This window comes from Mesoterricola sp. JemC181, from assembly GCF_055384585.1.
In genome coordinates this window covers 3,950,328-3,966,524 of the sequence record NZ_AP045076.1, presented here as the reverse complement: position 1 = coordinate 3,966,524, position 16,197 = coordinate 3,950,328, and the positions used below count along the sequence as shown (strand labels likewise).

The following is a 16,197-nucleotide window of genomic DNA, read 5'->3' as shown; positions in this document are numbered from 1 at the left end:
GCGGTTCCGTTGTACCTTGCCTTGTGGGCCCATCGCCCAAAAGGTGTCCTCATGGCATTTGTCCCTTCTCCCATCCCCGACGGAAGCCCCTACGATCGCGAGCGGATCCTCGAGTTCGAGTTCGTGCGGGCTACGGAAAACGCGGCCCTGCAGGCCATCCGCTGGTCGGGGCGGGGCGAGAAGGAGAAGGCGGACGCGGTGGCGTGCGCCGCCATCGCAGGGGTCTTGGACCAGCTGGACATCCAGGGCGAGGTGGTCATCGGGGAGGGGATCAAGGATCAGGCCCCGGGCATCTTCGTGGGCGAAAAGCTGGGCACCTGGCGGCCCGGCGCCCCCCGCTTCGACATCGCCCTGGACCCCATCGACGGCACGACCAACATCGCCAAGGGGCTGCCCAACAGCATCTCGGTGATCGCGGCGGCCCAGGTGGCCGACGGGGCGACGCACGCCCTGCGCAACCTCCCCAGCTTCTACAGCCACAAGATCGCCTACGGCCCGGCCGTGAAGGCGGCCCTGGACCTCCACCCGCGCCCCTCCTTCCTGGACCAGCCCTTGAGCGAGGTGCTGGGCTTCGTGGCCGAGGCCCTGGGCAAGCGGGTGAGCGAACTGGTGGTGGTCACCATGGACCGCCCCCGGCATGACGACATCATCCACCAGGTGCGGAAGGCCGGCTCGGCCCTGCGGCTCATCTCCGACGGCGACATCACCGCGGCGGTGGCGCCTTCGCTGCCCCTGTCGGGCGTGGACCTCTACATCGGGATGGGCGGCTCGCCGGAGGGCGTCCTGGCCGCGGCGGCCCTCAAGTGCCTGGGCGGAGACATCCAGCTGCGCATGTGGTTCGACCCTGCCCGCCACCCCGAGCACCTGGCCGAGGTGAGCGCCCAGGTGCCCGCGGCCGAGCTGCGGCGCGTCTTCCACGTGCGGGACCTGGTGGTGGGCGACAGCGCCCTGTTCTGCGCCACCGGGATCACGGACAGCTCCCTGCTGCCCGGCGTCAAGCTCATCGGCCACCAGGCCGAGACCCACTCGATCCTCATGCGGGCCCGAAGCGGCACCGTGCGCCACATCCAGGCCATCCACCAGCTGGACCGCAAGGGCACGCCCATGCGGGAGGATTTCCTGAAGGGGCTGGGGATCCATGGCCATTGAGGATGCCCTCGAGCATCCGTCCTGCCCCATCTGCGGGGCGACGGAGGCGCGGGCCCTCCTGCTGGCGGGGGACGACTGGATTCCGGACGGACCCGCCCGGGAGCAGCGGTTCTGCGTGATGCGCTGCGCCCGGTGCCGGGCCAGGTACACCAGCCCCCGGTTCTCCGAGGCCACCAAGCACCTGGCCTTCGAAGGGGCCTACCCCTTCTACGAGCGGGCCCGGAAGGCCGCGGGCCCGCCCTCCCCCCGGGAGACGGCCGCCTTCCTCCGCCGGATCGAGCTCGTCACCGGGGTCCATCCGGCGCCGGGACGCGTCCTGGACCTGGGGATGGGCGATGGCCTCTTTCTCGCGGCCATGCGGGAACGGGGCTGGGACGTGGAGGGCGTCGACATCGAGCCGGGGGTCGTGGCCTATGCGAGGACGCACCTTGGCCTCCCGGGCTGCAGGGTGCTGGACGCGGACCGGGAACCGTTCCCGCCGGGCCCCTTCGATGCCGTCACCCTCTGGGGGATGTTCCAGCTTTCCTACCACCCGCGGGAACTGCTTGAGAAGATCCGCCCTTCGCTGGCGCCCGGGGGCATCCTGGCCATCGGCCTCTCGAACATCGAAGGCCTTGGAGCCAGGCTCTTCGGGCGCCACTGGCGCGGCCTCGGCCTGCCCCGGCATCTGGTCCACTACACGCCGGGAAGCCTGGAAGCCCTTCTCGTTGAAACGGGCTACCGGATCCGGGCCACGGCCGGCGAGACGCCCGATTGGATCGTGGACGGATCCATGAATTCAGCATGCCCCCTCCCCGGCAACCTGGGCCGGGCCTCGCGCTTGGCGGCCCGGTCCGTCCTGGGCTGGCTGGGGCGGGGCCGGCTGGGGGATACCTTCACCGTCATTGCTGGTGGCGCCGGATCCTGAGGGGCACGGGCAGCCTCGCGAACCCTTCGGCCGGGGCCTGCCCCGGGCGTGGGGTCCGGCCCCAGGGCCACCGGATCAGCTGGACGCCGAAGGCTGCTTCCAGGCTGTTCAGGCGCTCGTGCCAGGCCTTCCGCAGCCGGCCGTGGAAGCCCTTGGTATGGCCCTTGTACTCCCAGGGACCGATGCGGAAGTCCTCGGGTGAGCGATCCGGCGGGAGGGTGGCCAGCTGATGGGAAAGGCGATGGATGAACCATTGGGTGGCCCAGGCCTCGAACCGATCCCCCAACCGTCCGGACAGGGGCCATTCCAGCAGGCGCTGAAGGAACGGCGGGCGGTGGGGCGCCTCCGGGGGGGCCGCGGGTTCCAGGTTCGGATAGAACGCCCGGAACCAGCTGTTCTGCTCGAAGAAGGCGGCGCTGCCCGGGGTGTTCCACAGGGGCTTCAGGCAGGCCACCTCCGTGGCGGAGAACAGGGTGCGGTCCGGGATGCCCAGCCGGTCCTCGGGGAGGAAGTAGTTCATGCAGAAGTTGCGGCGGCCGGATTCGGGGATCGACTTGAGAAGCAAGCTGGCGAAGAAGCGGGTCGTCCAGAGGCGGTTCCCGGCCGTCACGAGGAGGAAATCGATATCCCCTCGCTCGTCCTGGGTTCCCTTGGAGAGGGAGCCGGACAGGAACAGGCCCCGCAGGAAGGGCAGGCGGGCCAGTACGGAGGCCGACCGGGCCACCCGGACCCGCCAGGTGGCCGCCCGGGCCTCCCGTTCCCCCCGGATCGCAGGGAGGGCGTCATCGCCTCGAAGGTGGAACAGGGCCCCTGACTTGACGAGGATTCCCTGGTCCAGAAGGGCCCCGAGGGTGTCCCTGAAGGCGGCCGGGCTGATGGCGAAGAAGTGGCAGTACCGGAGGAGTTCGTCCTCCCGCAAGGGGTGGTTGAAAAGGCTGAAATACGCCATGGTCAGGATCATGGCGGTGGAGGCGGGACCCATGACAAGTGGTTCATCCTGGGGCTGGGCATTGTGGCGCGGGGCGTCCGTCATGGTTACCAGGGTAGTCACGTATGAACGCCAGGCCAGACCCAGGTCCGGCTAATTGCCATTACTTATCGGCCAATTGGGCATTCCACCCGGTCAGAAGTCCAGGTTCTCCGTGATGCGTTCCCCCGTGGCCTTGAAGGTCTCCAGGAACCGGGCGATCCGGCCCTGGGCGGCCTCCAGCTTGTCCACCCCCAGGTTCAGGTTCAGGAGGTCCACGTACCAGGGGGGTTTCACGTCGCTCTGCACATAGGCCCAGGCGATGGCCCGGGCGATGGGCAGGGTGGTGGTCTTGGAGTCGTCATGGACGTCCTTGCTGCGGGCGGCGAGCAGCTTGGCGTACTCCTCCTCCAGGAGCCGGTTGAAGAGGGCGGGCGTGAGGGTGTCGCCGGGCCGCACGCCCAGGATCTCGTCGCCGTCGGTGAGGGGGGCCTTCTTGTGGATCCACTCCCAGAGGATGGACAGCCGGATCTCCCCGGTGGCCATGTCCTCCATCAGGTAGAGCACGTCGTCGTTGCCGAAGTGGTCGGCGGGCTTGAGCGCCGCGGCCTGGAGGCCCTGAAGGAAGGCGTTGCCGTACTGGATGGCGACGGAGAGGAGGTCCCGGGCGCCGGGGACCGTGCGGGGGGCGGGTTCCAGCAGGGTCAGGCCGGCGGCGTCCTCCGGGCCGTAGGTGAGGGCCGGGAAGGAACGGCCCGCCTGGTTGTCCTGGCCGGCCTTCTCCCACACGGGGCGCACGATGTGGACCATCTTCCAGTGGGCCACCCACTTGCCCGAGGCGCCCTCCCGCTGTTCCCGCTCGGCCCCGGCCACGGCCCGCCGCATGCTCGCGGCCACGCCCACGTCCGAGCCCACGGGGATGTTGGGTTCCATGCCGCCCTGCCAGAGGGCGTGGCGGCCCAGGCGGTCCGGGGTGTTCACGGCCCGGCGCACCCGGTCCTCGTAGTTCCGCATGTACCCGTAGGTCATGGTGATGGTGTCGATGTTGGGGTTGTGGAAGGCGGGATCCCAGGCCAGGGCGTCGGAGACGCTGTTGATGTAGTCCCAGCGCCCGGTGTTGAAGCCCACGAAATGGGGCGCGAGGGCCGCGCGGATCTCCATGAGCTGGAAGCTCTGCTCCAGCTGCTCCACCAGGACGTAGACCTTGATGGTGCCGGCCCGCAGGTCCAGGTGGTCCTCCAGGGCCAGGAGGAGGGTGTTCCACCAGGCGGCCTCGGCGGCGGTCTGGATCTTGGGCAGGTAGTACACGAGGCTGCGGCCCGCGGCGCGCAGCGTGGCCGCGTTGTTCACGGCGAAGGTGGCCAGGTCGGCGATGGAGGCGGAGAAGGCGGGGCCGCCGGCGTGGCGGATGTGGCGGTCGTCCAGGTGCAGGCCCCGGGCGCGGTAGAGCACGGTGGTGAAGTCCAGCTGCTTTCGCCAGTCCTCGATGATCGGGTGGCCGAAGAAGCCCTGGGCCCAGCGGTTCATCTCGTGCGAGACCCCTTCGGCCACGTCCAGGAAGAGGGGGTCCCGGGCCAGGGCCAGCTTGAGGTTGCGGTGGTTGTCCAGGCTCATGGTCTCCACCTGCCCCAGGGCGTCCTCCCCGTCGAACATCCACCCGTCGGCGCCGGACAGGAGGGCGTACGCCACGTTGCGGATGCCCGAGCGGGGATCGGCGTGGGGCTTGGTGGCCGGGCCCGTGCCCTGGATCCACTGCCGGCGCAGGTCGGCGGGGACCTCCGCCCCGTCGAAGCTGCCGGCCCGGGCCTCGGCCACGGTGATGGAGGTGCCCGGGATGGTGGAGGCGGGGTCCAGGAAGCCGATGGGCTCCCGCCGCTGGGCCCGGGCCTTCCGGCGGGCGGCGCGCTCGGTCATGAGGTCCCGGCGGCGCGCGTCCAGGGGTGCCAGGGTCTCCAGGGCGCGCTGGACCTGGGGAGTCAGGACATCGGGGTACTGCGAGAGGATGCCTTTGCGGTATTCGAGGACCATGGGGAACCTCCATCGGTGAACCAATTTGGCCCCGGATCCTCATCGGATCCAGCGAAAAAAGCAGAGGACCGGTATCGAATAATCCGATAATCGGTTCCATGGATACCCGGACGCCCCGCACCCTCCTCGACCACGTGCCTGGGCACGCCGTCAATGCGTGAGGCCCCCATGCGCCCCTGCCCCTTCTGCGGTCCCGACACCAAGCGCGTGATCGCCAGCAACGGCCTCGCCTATGCCATGCGGGACGCGTTCCCGGTCACGGAATTCCACACGCTGGTCATTCCCCACCGCCACGTGGCGGACTTCTTCGGCCTCACGCCGGAGGAGCGGGAGGCCTGCAACGAACTGGTCCTGGGGCTGCGCGAGGCCATCCTGGCCGAGGATCCCACGGTTGAGGGATTCAACATCGGGGTGAACGCGGGGCACGTGGCGGGACAGACGATCTTCCACAGCCACATCCACCTGATCCCGAGGCGCGCCGGGGACGTGGAGAACCCGCGGGGCGGGGTGCGGATGGTGATCCCCTGCAAGGGAAACCACATGCGGGAAATCTGCCCGTTCGAAGCGAAAGACTAGCTTTCCTCTATTCTCGGCGAACCTCGGCGCCTCGGCCACCTCGGCGATACTTTTCTTTTCCAGACTGCTTCGGCGCAAAAATTCATCGCGCCGCAGCGTCTTGAAACAGAATTTATCGCCGAGGTGGCCGAGGCGCCGAGGTTCGCCGAGGAAGGATCTGTCAGCCTACGGCCACGGGGACTTTGACGTACGGGATGGTAAGGGGGCCGTAGGGCAGCACCGCCACCCTGGCCCCGGGACCGAACTTCTCCAGGAGCGCGGCCAGGGCCGCTTCGGGGTCCTTGATGGGCGTGAACTTCGCCTTTCGGACCGTCTCGTCGTCCAGGGTGGAGTACAGGAGGCACTCCGCCTTCAGCTGGATGATGGCCTGCACCTGCACCTGCCACTGGTCGAACATGGAGAAGCTGCGGTCCTCGATCATCTCCAGCAGTTCCCTCGGGGTATCGCGCATCTGGAGGATCTTGGCGTAGTTGCCGTGGTTGGGGACGCCGTCGCAGCACTCGCTGGTGCTGAGGATGGCGCCGCCCTGCCTGACGATGAGCGCGGCGGCGCTCATGCCCTTCACGGTCTGGTAGAGGTTCTGGTCCAGCGGGTAGCCGGAGTTGGTGGTGATGACGATGTCGAAGGGCCGGTCCACGGCGTACATCGCCGACTCCCGCACGAAGTCGCAGCCCACGCGGTGGGCCTCGATGACGTCGCCGGCGAAGACGTTGGTGATGTCCTTCTTCCCGTTCAGCGTCACGTTCAGCATGAACTGGGGCTTGGCCATCAGGCAGTTCTGGGTGGCGGAGTCCTGGAGGATGTTGCCTTCGATGAGGCCCCAGGTGCTGTTGGGGTGCCCGATCATCTCGGCGTTGTGGAAGTCCAGGATGGTCTTGATGCCCACGATGCCGGGGTTGATGCCCTTGGGGCCCCCCGAGAAGCCCGCGAAGAAGTGCGGCTCGATGAAGCCCGTGACGATGCGGAAGTCGCATTCGACGTACGTCCTGTTCAGCCAGATCTCTGAGCCGTAGGTGTTGCGGCCCACGTGGACGAGCCTGGCGTCGTCGAAGGCGTCGTGGTTCTCGATGGCCACGGTCTCCACGATCTCCCGGCCCAGCATCTGGATGAGCTCGTCGCGCGTGTTGGCGCGGTGGCTGCCCAGGCCGTTGATGATGATGAAGTTCTCCCGGGGGACGTGGGAGAGCTCGCTCATGAGCCAGGGCACCAGCTTGTGGTTGGGCGTGGGGCGGGTGATGTCGGAGATGACGATGGCCACGCGGTCGGTGGCCTTGACCATCCCCTTCAGGGGCGGGGTGCCGATGGGGTTGCGCAGGGCGGCGCGCACCGCGCCCTCCTCGTCCGGGAGGCCCTCGAGGTGCCGGGGCTCGATGACGTGGGCGTCGCCGGGGACGGCCATCTTCAGGCCATTCCTGCCGTAGGCGAGATCAACCGTCTTCATGGTGCCTCCTTGGCGAGGGCCCTGGCCCGGCGCTCCTGGAGGACGGCCCAGGCCGCCTCCGGATCCCGGACATCCGCGAGCAGGTCCTCGGTGGCGCAGGCCACCTTGTCGACCAGCTCGCGGCATTGGTAGGTGATGCCGTGCGCCTCCAGCACCGGGATGGCCCGGCGGCTGAGGAGCCCGGTGCGCAGGTCCCGGAGGCCCAGCCTGGCCACCAGGAACGCCGCGGCGCGGCCGGTGATGCGGTCCAGCAGGACCGCACCGGCGGGATCGACGGGGCTGGAGGCCAGGAAGCCCTCCAGGTCGAAGAGGGGATGCAGCCAGTGCCTCCCGCTGGTGAAGACGGCCTCGGACCCGGCGTAGAGGGCCAGGGTCTCGCTGTCCCCCAGCTCAGGCCTCACGGCGGGGCTCGAGGGCCCGCAGCAGCGCCCAGCCGCCCAGGATCTGGAGGAGGATGGCGGGGGCGTGCAGCCTGAAGAGGCCGAAGGCGGCCGCGCCCGAAGGCGCCAGGGTCAGGGCCTGGTGCGCGAGCACCACCAGGGCCAGGAGGGGCAGGGTGGCCCTGCGGCCGCGGGTGGCCGCGGCCAGCACGCCCAGGAGGGCGCCCTGGAGGATGAGGGTCTGGAGCATCGCCGCCGGCGGCATGCCGGTGAGGAAATGGTTCGCCAGGGGCGAGAGCACCGCGGTGAGCAGGCCCGCCGTGAGGCCGTAGCGCCAGCCGGCGACCAGGGTGAAGAAGAGGATCGGCAGCAGCGCCCGGCCCGCGCCGGGAATGCCGTGCACGGCATAGGGCAGGAGGACGTTGCCCAGGACCATGGCGGCGGTGGCGAGGTACAGGCGCGCATCGCCAAGGCTGGGGGTCTCGTGGACGACGGCAGGGTTCGAGGCGGTCATGGGAACTCCTGGAAGGGTTTGATGCTACTACCGAATGGCCATGCCCACCTTCACGAGCCTGCAGACCCGGGCCGCGGCGGCCTCGAGCAGGGCGGCGCCCTGGCTGATGCAGTCCTCCAGGGCCATGGGCGCCGGCACGATGCTCGCAACAGCATCGATGCCGTGGGCCAGCACGTCGTCGGCGCCCTCGATGAGGCCACCAGACAAACATACGACCGGCACCCGGTGGCGCCGGGCCACCGCGGCCACGCCCACGGGGGCCTTCCCCATCGCGGTCTGGGCATCGGTGCGGCCTTCGCCGGTGATGACCAGGGCGGCGCCCTTGACCAGGTCCTCGAAGCCCGTGGCCTCCAGCACGATCTCCACGCCCGGGCGGAGCAGGGCGGGGGTGAACCACATGAGGCCCGCTCCCAGGCCGCCCGCGGCGCCCGCGCCGGGGCGCAGGGCCACGTCGCGGCCGGTGGCGGCGGCGGCGACCCGGGCGAGGACGCCGAGCGCGTGGTCGAGCTCCTGGACCGCCTCGGGGCAGGCGCCCTTCTGCGGCCCGTAGATGGCCGAGGCCCCGCGGGGGCCGCAGAGCGGGTTGTCCACGTCGCAGGCCACGAGGATGCTGGCCGTGGCCAGGCGGGGGTCGAGGCCGGAGAGATCGATGGTCTTCAGCCGCGCGAGGGCGGCCCCGCCTTCGGGGAGGGGGCGGCCTTCGGCGTCCAGGAACCTCACGCCCAGGGCCCGGGCCATGCCCGTGCCGCCGTCGTTGGTGGCGCTGCCGCCGATGCCGATGACGAGCTTGTCCAGGCCCGCGTCCAGGGCGGCCTTGATGAGGTGGCCCGTGCCCGCGGTGGAGGTGACGCGGGGATCGCGCCGGTCCCTGGGAACCAGCGGCAGCCCTGAGGCGGCCGCCATTTCGATGACGGCGGTGACACCGTCGCCCAGGACCCCCCAGGTGGCCGTGACCGGCTCGCCGAGGGGCCCCGGCACCTGCGTGCGGAAGAACCGGCCCCGGGTGGCCGAAACGAGGGCCTCCACCGTGCCTTCACCGCCGTCGGCGATGGGGACCTTCCGGACCTCCGCTTCGGGGAACACGGCATGGATGCCGCGTTCGATGGCGTCGGCGACACCGATGGCCGAGACGCTTCCCTTGTAGGAGTCAGGTGCTACGACGATGCGCATGGCGCTACCTCCCCAGGGGGACCAGGCCCGGGAACAGGAACGCGAAGCCCCACACCATGAGACCCAGGAGGATCACGTAGGGGATCGTGTACTTGATGGTCTGGCGCATGATCTGGCCTTCCTTGCCGGAGAGGCCCACGGCGGTGGCGGCGATGACGATGCTCTGGGGGCTGATCATCTTGCCCGCGGAGGCGCCGGCGCTGCCGGCGGCCGCCATGAGGATGTCGGACAGGCCCATGGCCTTGGCGGTGAGCACCTGGAGGTTGCCGAACAGGGCGTTGGCCGACGTGTTGGAGCCGGTGAGGAACACGCCGATCATCCCGAACAGGGGGCTCAGGAGGGGATAGATGGAGCGGCTCACCACGTGGACGATGCTCTGGCTCAGGGTGGCGACCATGGAGATCTGCTTGACGCCCAGCGTGCCCCACACGGCCAGCTTGGTCTTGGGGTCGACGATGGGCAGGGAGACGTTCATGACTTCAGAGATCGCCAGGATGCAGGCCACCGCGATGAAGGAGGGGATCATCTGCTTGAACGTCTTGCCGAACTGGGAGCCTACGACGCTGTACTTCACGCCCATGAAGGGGAAGGCCACCATGCCGGCGATGAGCATGACGGTGCCGGGGGTCTGCAGCCAGGAGAAGGCGTACATCTTGTTGGGGTTGTAGATCTGGAACTTGATGAGGAGGGCGTGCCAGCCGGGGGCGGTGCCCGCGAACAGGGGCTTGGTCTTGGCCAGGTTCACCAGGATGATGAAGACGGCCAGGAGCAGGTAGGGCAGCCAGGACAGGAACAGCTCCTTGGGATGGAACTCGCGAACCACGGTCTCGGAGGCCTTCTCGCCCTCGAAGAGCCAGGGCTCCTCCTTGGCCTTGAACTTCAGGAAGACGGCCGTGGCCGTGAGGCACACCAGGGCGGCCAGGACCGAGGTCAGTTCGGCGCTGACGAAGTTCGACACAAGGAACTCGGTGACGGCGAAGCTGATGCCCGTGACGAAGATGGTGGGGAGGATGCCCCGCATGCCCTTGCCCTTGCTCATGGCGTAGACGGTGGCGAAGGCCATGATGAAGGCCAGGGGCGCCATGAGGCGGCCGGTCATCATCGAGAGGCTCATGAGGTCCTGGCCGGTGGTCTTGGCCAGGGTGACCGTGGGGATGGCCAGGGACCCGAAGGGCACGGGACCGGTGTTGGCCACCAGGCAGACCATGGCGGCCATCATGGGGTTGTAGCCCAGGCCGACGAGGATCATGGCGGGAATGGCGACGGGGGCGCCGAAGCCGCAGATGCCTTCCAGGAAGGCGCCGAAGCCGAAGGCGATGAGGAGGGCCTGGGCGCGGCGGTCGATGGTCAGGTTGGCCATGGCCCCCTGCATCTTGTCCATCCAGCCGGTGACCTTGAGGACGTTGTAGATGACCAGGGCGCCGAAGGGGATGTACATGATGGGGAAGATGCCCGTGATCCCGCCCTGCAGGGCCGAGAGGAGCACCACCTTCGCGGGCAGACCGAAGCCGAGGATGGCCCCGAGAATGGTCACCAGCAGTGCGATGGGAGCCACCTTGGCCGCGGGTTTCATCATCAGCGGGATGCCGATGAGCAGAACGAGAAGCGGCAGGGAAGCCACTAGAGCCCCGGTCAACATATATTGCCTCCTGGTTTGAATGGATATGAACATATCAGGGGACGTGACCGGTCCGTGTATTAATATTCGGCCTCCTTTTTTTTCCAGCCTCCGGCCCCGCCCCGGTGGTTCCCGGATCGTGCGAAAATCGACCAGGAGGCACCCATGGCCCTTCTTGACGCAAACCGGAGCATCCTGGTCGTCATCGACCTGCAGGGCAAGCTGGTCCATATGGTCCACCGCCCGGACATGGTCCTGGAGGCCACCCGGAGGCTCCTGCGCCTGGCGGACCTGTTCCAGGTTCCGGTGGTGATGACCGAGCAGTATCCCCAGGGGATCGGCCCCACCGAGGCGAGCATCCAGGCCGCCTTCGACGGCCTGTCCACGCCCACGTACTATATGGAGAAGACCTCCTTCGGCTGCTGCGGGGATCCCGGTTTCGAGAAGCTGCTCCAGGCCGCGAGGCCCGACGTGGAGCCCCGGAAGCGCCAGATCGTCGTGGCGGGCATCGAGGCCCAGGTGTGCGTCAGCCAGACGGTCCTGGAGCTCCTGGCCTCCGGCCAGGAGGTGCACCTCTGCTGGGATGCGGTGAGCGGACGGGGGGAGGACTACCGGAAGCACGCCATCGAGCGCATGGCCGCGGCGGGCGCCGTGCTCACCAACCACGAATCCGTGGCCTTCGAGTGGTGCCGGGACAAGGTCCACCCCCAGTTCAAGGCCATGTCCGCGATCATGAAGGAAGGGCAGCCCTGAAATAAGCCTCTGATACCATTGCGGAATGGCCCTTTCACGACTGCTCGGACGCGTTGCCGCCCGGGAACTGGTTGACCCCTCCGCCACCCGCGCCCTCCGGGCCACGGTGGCGTTCATGCTGCCGCTCGTCCTGGCCTCCCTGGGGCTGATCACGGGCACCCAGGCCGTGCTGGCCTCCTTCGCCGGCCATGCCGTGGGGGGGCTGGACGTGAAGGGCGCCTATTCCCTGCGCCTCTTCCTCCTGGTGGGCCTCAGCCTGGTGTTCGCGGGCGCGGCCTGGCTGGGGGTGGGGGCGGGGCGCAGCGTGCTGATGGCGGTGCTGGCCACGGGGCTCATCGCCCTGGGGGCGGGGGCCTGGCGGCACGGCCTGGGCGAGTACGGGCCCTCGGTGGCCTCCACGGCGGCCCTGCTCTTCTTCCTGGGACTCATCTCCCGGGAGGGGGCCACGCCCCCTGCGGCCGCGGCGGCCACCCTGGCCGGGTGCGGCTTCAGCATCGTGGTGCACGCCGCCTTCTGGCCCTTCCTGGCCCAGCATCCCCTCCGGCGCACGGTGGCGGCGGTCTGGCTCGCCCTGGCGAACCTGGCCGAGGCCCTGCCCGCGGTGGAGGCGGCCGACGCTCCCGCCCGGCATGCCCGGGTGGCGGCCTGCGAAAACGACCTGCGCGCGGCCCTGGACCTTTCGAAGGAGGCCCTCAAGGGCGCCAACGCCAAGAGCAGCCGTCCCCTGGTGCGGGAGCTGGAGGCCCTGAACCAGGCCGCGGCCCAGCTGGCCAACTACCTCATGGCCCTCAACCCCAGCATCGAACGCCTCATGGAGCCCCCAGGCCCCGGGGCCCTGGCGGCCTCCTTCCGGTCCTTCCTGGCCTCCGCCGTGAACTCGACCCGGTCCCTGGCCCTGGCCGTGGTGTCCCACCAGGCCGGCCACCTTGCCCGGTTCGAGGTGCGGCTGCGGCGGCTGGGGGGCCTGGTGCGGGTGCTCCAGTCCCGGGTGGCCGCCAAGGTGCAGGACTCCCCGGAGCGGGCCCACCTCTCGGACGTCCTGGGCAAGCTCCAGGAGCACCTGCCCACCCTGCGCGCCACTCTGCGGGCCTCCATGGAGCGCGTGCGGGAGCGGGGGCCCATCTCCTTCGAGCTGTTCGATCTGCGCGCCTGGAGCCTGCGCCCCCTGGCCTCGGCCCTGAACTTCAGCCTCCAGGTGGACCCGGCCCTGGTGCGGTTCACCTTCCGCCTGGCGGTCATCATGATGGCGGGCACCTGGGTCTGGCGCGCCTGGCACCTGCCCCACGGATTCTGGATTCCGCTGTGCGTCATGGTGGTGCTCCAGCCGGACTACGGCGCCACCCGGGTCCGGGCCACCCAGCGCGTGGTGGGCACCATCGCGGGCGGACTGGCGGGCAGCGCGCTGCTCTGGCTGCACCTGCCCCTTTGGCTCCTCCTGGCGGCCACCGCCGCGGTGTGCTGGGCCTTCACCTGGTACGTGAAGCGCAACTACGCCGTGGCCGTGTTCTACATCACGCTCCTGGTCGTGCTCCAGTTCGAGGCCGCCGGGCCGGTGACCCTGGCCCTCACGCTTCAGCGCCTGGCCTTCACCATGGCAGGCTGCCTGCTGGCCATGCTGGCCGCGCTGAGCTTCTGGCCGGTGTGGGAGCGGGATCGTTTCCCCCCCCTCCTGGCCGACGCCCTCCGGGCCAACGCCCTTTTCCTCGAACGCCTCAGCCAGGGGCTGGGGGGGGACCCGGACCTGACGCCCGCGCTGGTGCTCAAGGCCAAGCGCAAGGCCCAGCGGGCGAACAGTCTCGTCTTCTCCTCCCTGAACCGCATGGCCGGCGACCCGGACGTGATGCGGGAGGGCATCGAGCGCAACGCGGCCCTGGCCAACCACAACCTGCGGATCACCCGGTGGCTCAGCGTGGCGGCGGTGCATTTCCGGGCCGGCGGCCCGCCGATACCCGGCCTGGAGCCCCTGGCCCGGGCGGCAGGGGAAGCCCTGGAGGCCATGGCCGCCGTTGCCGAGGGGGCGGACCCCGCGGCCCTGGCCGGTCCGCGGGAAGCCCTGGAGGCGGCGGAACTGCCCGGCCTGTCGGACCCCCGAACGGCCTACGTCACGTCCCAGCTGGATCTGGCGGGGACGGAGTTGAACGCCATGCTTATCGAGTTCTAGAAATTGTAGATATAGTGCATAGTGCCTGATTCCAGGCTTTGGTAAATTTCCGAGGGGGGCAGGGGCTTGAGAGTGTCGCAAGGGGAGAAATCGGAACGCAGCCAGGTGGCCATCCTGGAGGCGGCCTTGCGGCTGTTCTCGAAGCAGGGCTACCGCGGCACGAGCATCCGCGAGATCGCCGCCGAGGCCGGCCTTTCCACCGGCAACGTCTACCACCACTTCCCGGACAAGGAGACGCTGTTCACCACCCTGCTGGGCGAATACTGGGAGGCCATCGAGAGCCCCGAGTTCCCCTTCAACAAGGCCCTGGCGGCGGGGGCCTTCCCCTTCGACCTGGAGGCCCTGGCCCAGGCGGCGGAGGAGAGCGTCCGGACCTGGCGGCGCCACGTGATCCTCATCTATGTGGACGTGGTGGAATTCGAAGGGAACCACATCCGGAAGTTCTACACGGAGATGGCGGGCCGCTTCGAGACGTTCCTGAACAAGCGGTTCCCGGACGGTTCCCTGAAGGACGAGTTGGGCGACGGGTTCCAGCCCATCACCGCCTCCATGCTGGCGAGCCGGGTGTTCCTCCAGTATTTCGCCGTGGAGATCCTTTTCGGCATCCCGAACCAGTTCGGCCTGGATTCCGCCACGGCCATGAAGGAAGTGTCCGCGATCCTCCGGCACGGCATGCTCCATGCGTCCGCCGAAAGGAATCTGGAGGCAGAAGCGCGCTGATCGGTCAGTATGGATGGTGAAATAACCAACTCTGCCGAGGGGGACTGCAATGTTCCTGTTCAAGCTCCTCTACCAATTCCTGGAGAGGACCTTCTTCCATTCGCTCCTGCGCAAGATCCTCGGGATCATGGTTCCCTTTTTCCTGCTGATGCTGGTGCTCAGCGTCCAGCTGCTGCGCATGGCCGGTGCCCTGAAGGCCGGCGCCCCGCCTGAGGCCCTCGAGGCGCTGTCCCGGGCGCAGACGCTGGCCGTCGCGGTGCCCCTCCTGGCCCTGGCGGTGGGGGCCGTCGCCTACCTCACCTTCCACCTCTCGGTGACGGTGCCGCTGCGCCAGATCTCCTCGGTGATCGGGGCGGGGGATTTCTCCGGGGACCTGAAGCTGGACACCCACGACGAGATCCGCCAGCTGGCCGACGCCTTCAACCTGTTCTCGGGCAAGGTGCGCGACATCCTCAACGAGTCCAAGCGCCTGGGGCTCACCATCGCCGTGGGGTCAACCCGCACCTTCAAGCTCTCCGCCGATTCCGCCAAGGGAGCCCAGCAGCAGGGCGAGCTCTCCGAGCGCATCACCCGCACCAGCCAGGAGGTGGAGGAGGCCGTCCGCGAGGTGGCCCTGGCCACCTCCTTCATCGCCGCCTCGACCATGAGCAACCTGGATTCGGCCCAGTCCACCCGCCAGGAGCTGCTGGAGGCCGAGCAGGGCATGGCCGCCACCAACCGCCGGCTGACGGACTTCTCCGAGCTGGTGGCGAGGCTGAAGGAGCGCTCCGAGCGCATCAGCGGGGTGGCCCAGCTCATCGAGGGCATCTCCGACCAGACCAAGCTCCTGGCCCTCAACGCCACCATCGAGGCGGCCCACGCCGGCAACGCCGGGCGGGGCTTCGCCGTGGTGGCCGAGGAGGTGCGCAAGCTCTCCGACCGGGCCCGGGAGGCCGCCATCGAGATCACCCGGAACCTGGGGAACATGCTCCAGGACACCGAGAGCACGTCGCTGGGCATCGCCGAGATCAGCCAGGACATCCAGGGCACCTCCGCCCTCCTCGGCCGGGCCTCGGAGCACTTCGGCAAGCTCGTGGGGGACTTCGAGGACAACACCTCCCAGCTCAGCGGCGCCACCAGCGCCGTGGAGGGCATCTCCACCACCAGCGAGGCCATCCACGGCCAGTCCCGGGAGATCCTGGCGCTGAGCCGGGACGGGGCCCAGCGGCTCGAGGAGTCCACCCGGCTGTCCAGCGAGATGAACCGCGCCACGGAGAAGCTGCTGGAACTGGTGAGCAGCTTCCGCACCGGCGACAGCGAACTGGAGACGGTCATCGCCAAGGCCTACCGGTGGCGGGACGCCATGCAGGCCCGCATCGCCGCCCTGGCCGGGAAGGGCGTGGACGTCTTCGACCGGAACTACCGCCCCGTTCCCGGCACCGATCCCCAGAAGTTCGTCACCGGCTACACCGAGGTGGTGGCCGCCGACCTGCAGCCCCTCTTCGACGAGGCCCGCAAGGACCTGGGCTCCATCTACGCCGTGGCGCTGGACGTGAACGGGTACCTCGCCGTCCACCACTCCGGCGTCAGCGACCCCATGACCGGCGACCCCAAGGTCGATCTCCTGAAGAGCCGCAACATGAGGCTCTACTTCAACGTGGAGACGGAGAAGCGCCGCTCCCGGAACCTCGAGGCCTTCCTCTTCCAGACCTATATGCGCGACACGGGGGAGATCCTGAACGACCTGTCCATGCCCATCCACGTGGGGGGCAAGCACTGGGGGGCGCTGGTGATGGGGTTCAACCCCGAGCGGTTCATGCAGGGGTAGCAAGAT

Annotated in this window: 14 protein-coding genes; 7 read left to right on the top strand and 7 right to left on the bottom strand. The window is 69.0% G+C overall.

Annotation, left to right across the window (positions count from 1 at the left end; genetic code table 11):
• Positions 1-51 precede the first annotated feature (51 nt).
• Positions 52-1,149: a class II fructose-bisphosphatase gene (gene glpX, locus ACZ5MC_RS17475; RefSeq protein ID WP_306601762.1), complete on the top strand. Its 1,098-nt coding sequence runs from the start codon at positions 52-54 to the stop codon at positions 1,147-1,149.
• Positions 1,139-2,056, top strand: coding sequence for a class I SAM-dependent methyltransferase (locus tag ACZ5MC_RS17470; RefSeq protein WP_464516372.1), 918 nt, complete (start codon positions 1,139-1,141; stop codon positions 2,054-2,056). The genes glpX and ACZ5MC_RS17470 overlap by 11 nt, the downstream gene beginning before the upstream one ends.
• On the opposite strand, the gene ACZ5MC_RS17465 is transcribed toward ACZ5MC_RS17470, so the two are convergent.
• Both ACZ5MC_RS17465 and ACZ5MC_RS17460 read right to left on the bottom strand, forming a co-directional pair.
• Positions 2,031-3,107 carry a hypothetical protein gene (locus tag ACZ5MC_RS17465; RefSeq protein ID WP_464516371.1) on the bottom strand — a complete coding sequence of 359 codons (1,077 nt, stop codon included), beginning with the start codon at positions 3,105-3,107 and terminating at the stop codon, positions 2,031-2,033. The two genes, ACZ5MC_RS17470 and ACZ5MC_RS17465, sit on opposite strands and share 26 nt — an antisense overlap.
• Positions 3,108-3,179: 72 nt before the next feature.
• Positions 3,180-5,051: a malate synthase gene (locus ACZ5MC_RS17460; RefSeq protein ID WP_464516370.1), complete on the bottom strand. Its 1,872-nt coding sequence runs from the start codon at positions 5,049-5,051 to the stop codon at positions 3,180-3,182.
• A 168-nt stretch (positions 5,052-5,219) separates the two neighbouring features.
• Between ACZ5MC_RS17460 and ACZ5MC_RS17455 the strand changes: the two genes are divergently transcribed.
• Positions 5,220-5,627: an HIT family protein gene (locus tag ACZ5MC_RS17455; protein ID WP_464516369.1), complete on the top strand. Its 408-nt coding sequence runs from the start codon at positions 5,220-5,222 to the stop codon at positions 5,625-5,627.
• 160 nt (positions 5,628-5,787) lie between these two features.
• Here ACZ5MC_RS17455 and larA read toward each other — a convergent pair whose 3' ends face one another.
• Genes larA through ACZ5MC_RS17430 form a run of 5 tightly spaced genes read right to left on the bottom strand, consistent with a single transcriptional unit; the run spans position 5,788 to position 10,771 of the window.
• Positions 5,788-7,068, bottom strand: a complete 1,281-nt coding sequence (gene larA / locus ACZ5MC_RS17450; protein ID WP_464516368.1) for a nickel-dependent lactate racemase — start codon at positions 7,066-7,068, stop codon at positions 5,788-5,790.
• Positions 7,065-7,469, bottom strand: coding sequence for a DUF1893 domain-containing protein (locus ACZ5MC_RS17445; protein WP_306601756.1), 405 nt, complete (start codon positions 7,467-7,469; stop codon positions 7,065-7,067). Before ACZ5MC_RS17445 ends, larA begins: the two co-directional genes overlap by 4 nt.
• Positions 7,459-7,962 carry an ECF transporter S component gene (locus ACZ5MC_RS17440; RefSeq protein WP_464516367.1) on the bottom strand — a complete coding sequence of 168 codons (504 nt, stop codon included), beginning with the start codon at positions 7,960-7,962 and terminating at the stop codon, positions 7,459-7,461. Before ACZ5MC_RS17440 ends, ACZ5MC_RS17445 begins: the two co-directional genes overlap by 11 nt.
• A gap of 27 nt (positions 7,963-7,989) precedes the next feature.
• Positions 7,990-9,132 (bottom strand): glycerate kinase, encoded by a 1,143-nt coding sequence (locus ACZ5MC_RS17435; RefSeq protein ID WP_464516366.1) that lies wholly within the window; start codon positions 9,130-9,132, stop codon positions 7,990-7,992.
• A gap of 4 nt (positions 9,133-9,136) precedes the next feature.
• Complete coding sequence (locus ACZ5MC_RS17430; RefSeq protein ID WP_464516365.1) at positions 9,137-10,771, bottom strand: L-lactate permease; 1,635 nt, start codon at positions 10,769-10,771, stop codon at positions 9,137-9,139.
• A 144-nt stretch (positions 10,772-10,915) separates the two neighbouring features.
• On the opposite strand from ACZ5MC_RS17430, the gene ACZ5MC_RS17425 reads away from it, so the two are divergent.
• The 4 genes from ACZ5MC_RS17425 to ACZ5MC_RS17410 all read left to right on the top strand — a co-directional run bounded on the left by ACZ5MC_RS17425 (position 10,916) and on the right by ACZ5MC_RS17410 (position 16,191).
• Positions 10,916-11,503 (top strand): isochorismatase family protein, encoded by a 588-nt coding sequence (locus tag ACZ5MC_RS17425; protein WP_306601752.1) that lies wholly within the window; start codon positions 10,916-10,918, stop codon positions 11,501-11,503.
• A gap of 115 nt (positions 11,504-11,618) precedes the next feature.
• A complete protein-coding gene (locus tag ACZ5MC_RS17420) occupies positions 11,619-13,664 on the top strand; it encodes an FUSC family protein (protein WP_464516364.1) in 2,046 nt (681 codons plus the stop codon).
• 72 nt (positions 13,665-13,736) lie between these two features.
• On the top strand, positions 13,737-14,384 hold the full coding sequence (locus ACZ5MC_RS17415; RefSeq protein WP_306602293.1) for a TetR/AcrR family transcriptional regulator: 648 nt from the start codon (positions 13,737-13,739) through the stop codon (positions 14,382-14,384).
• Between the two features lie 49 nt (positions 14,385-14,433).
• The gene (locus ACZ5MC_RS17410; RefSeq protein WP_306601750.1) at positions 14,434-16,191 is read left to right on the top strand and encodes a methyl-accepting chemotaxis protein; all 1,758 of its coding nucleotides are present in this window, start codon (positions 14,434-14,436) and stop codon (positions 16,189-16,191) included.
• The last annotated feature ends 6 nt before the right edge of the window (positions 16,192-16,197 follow it).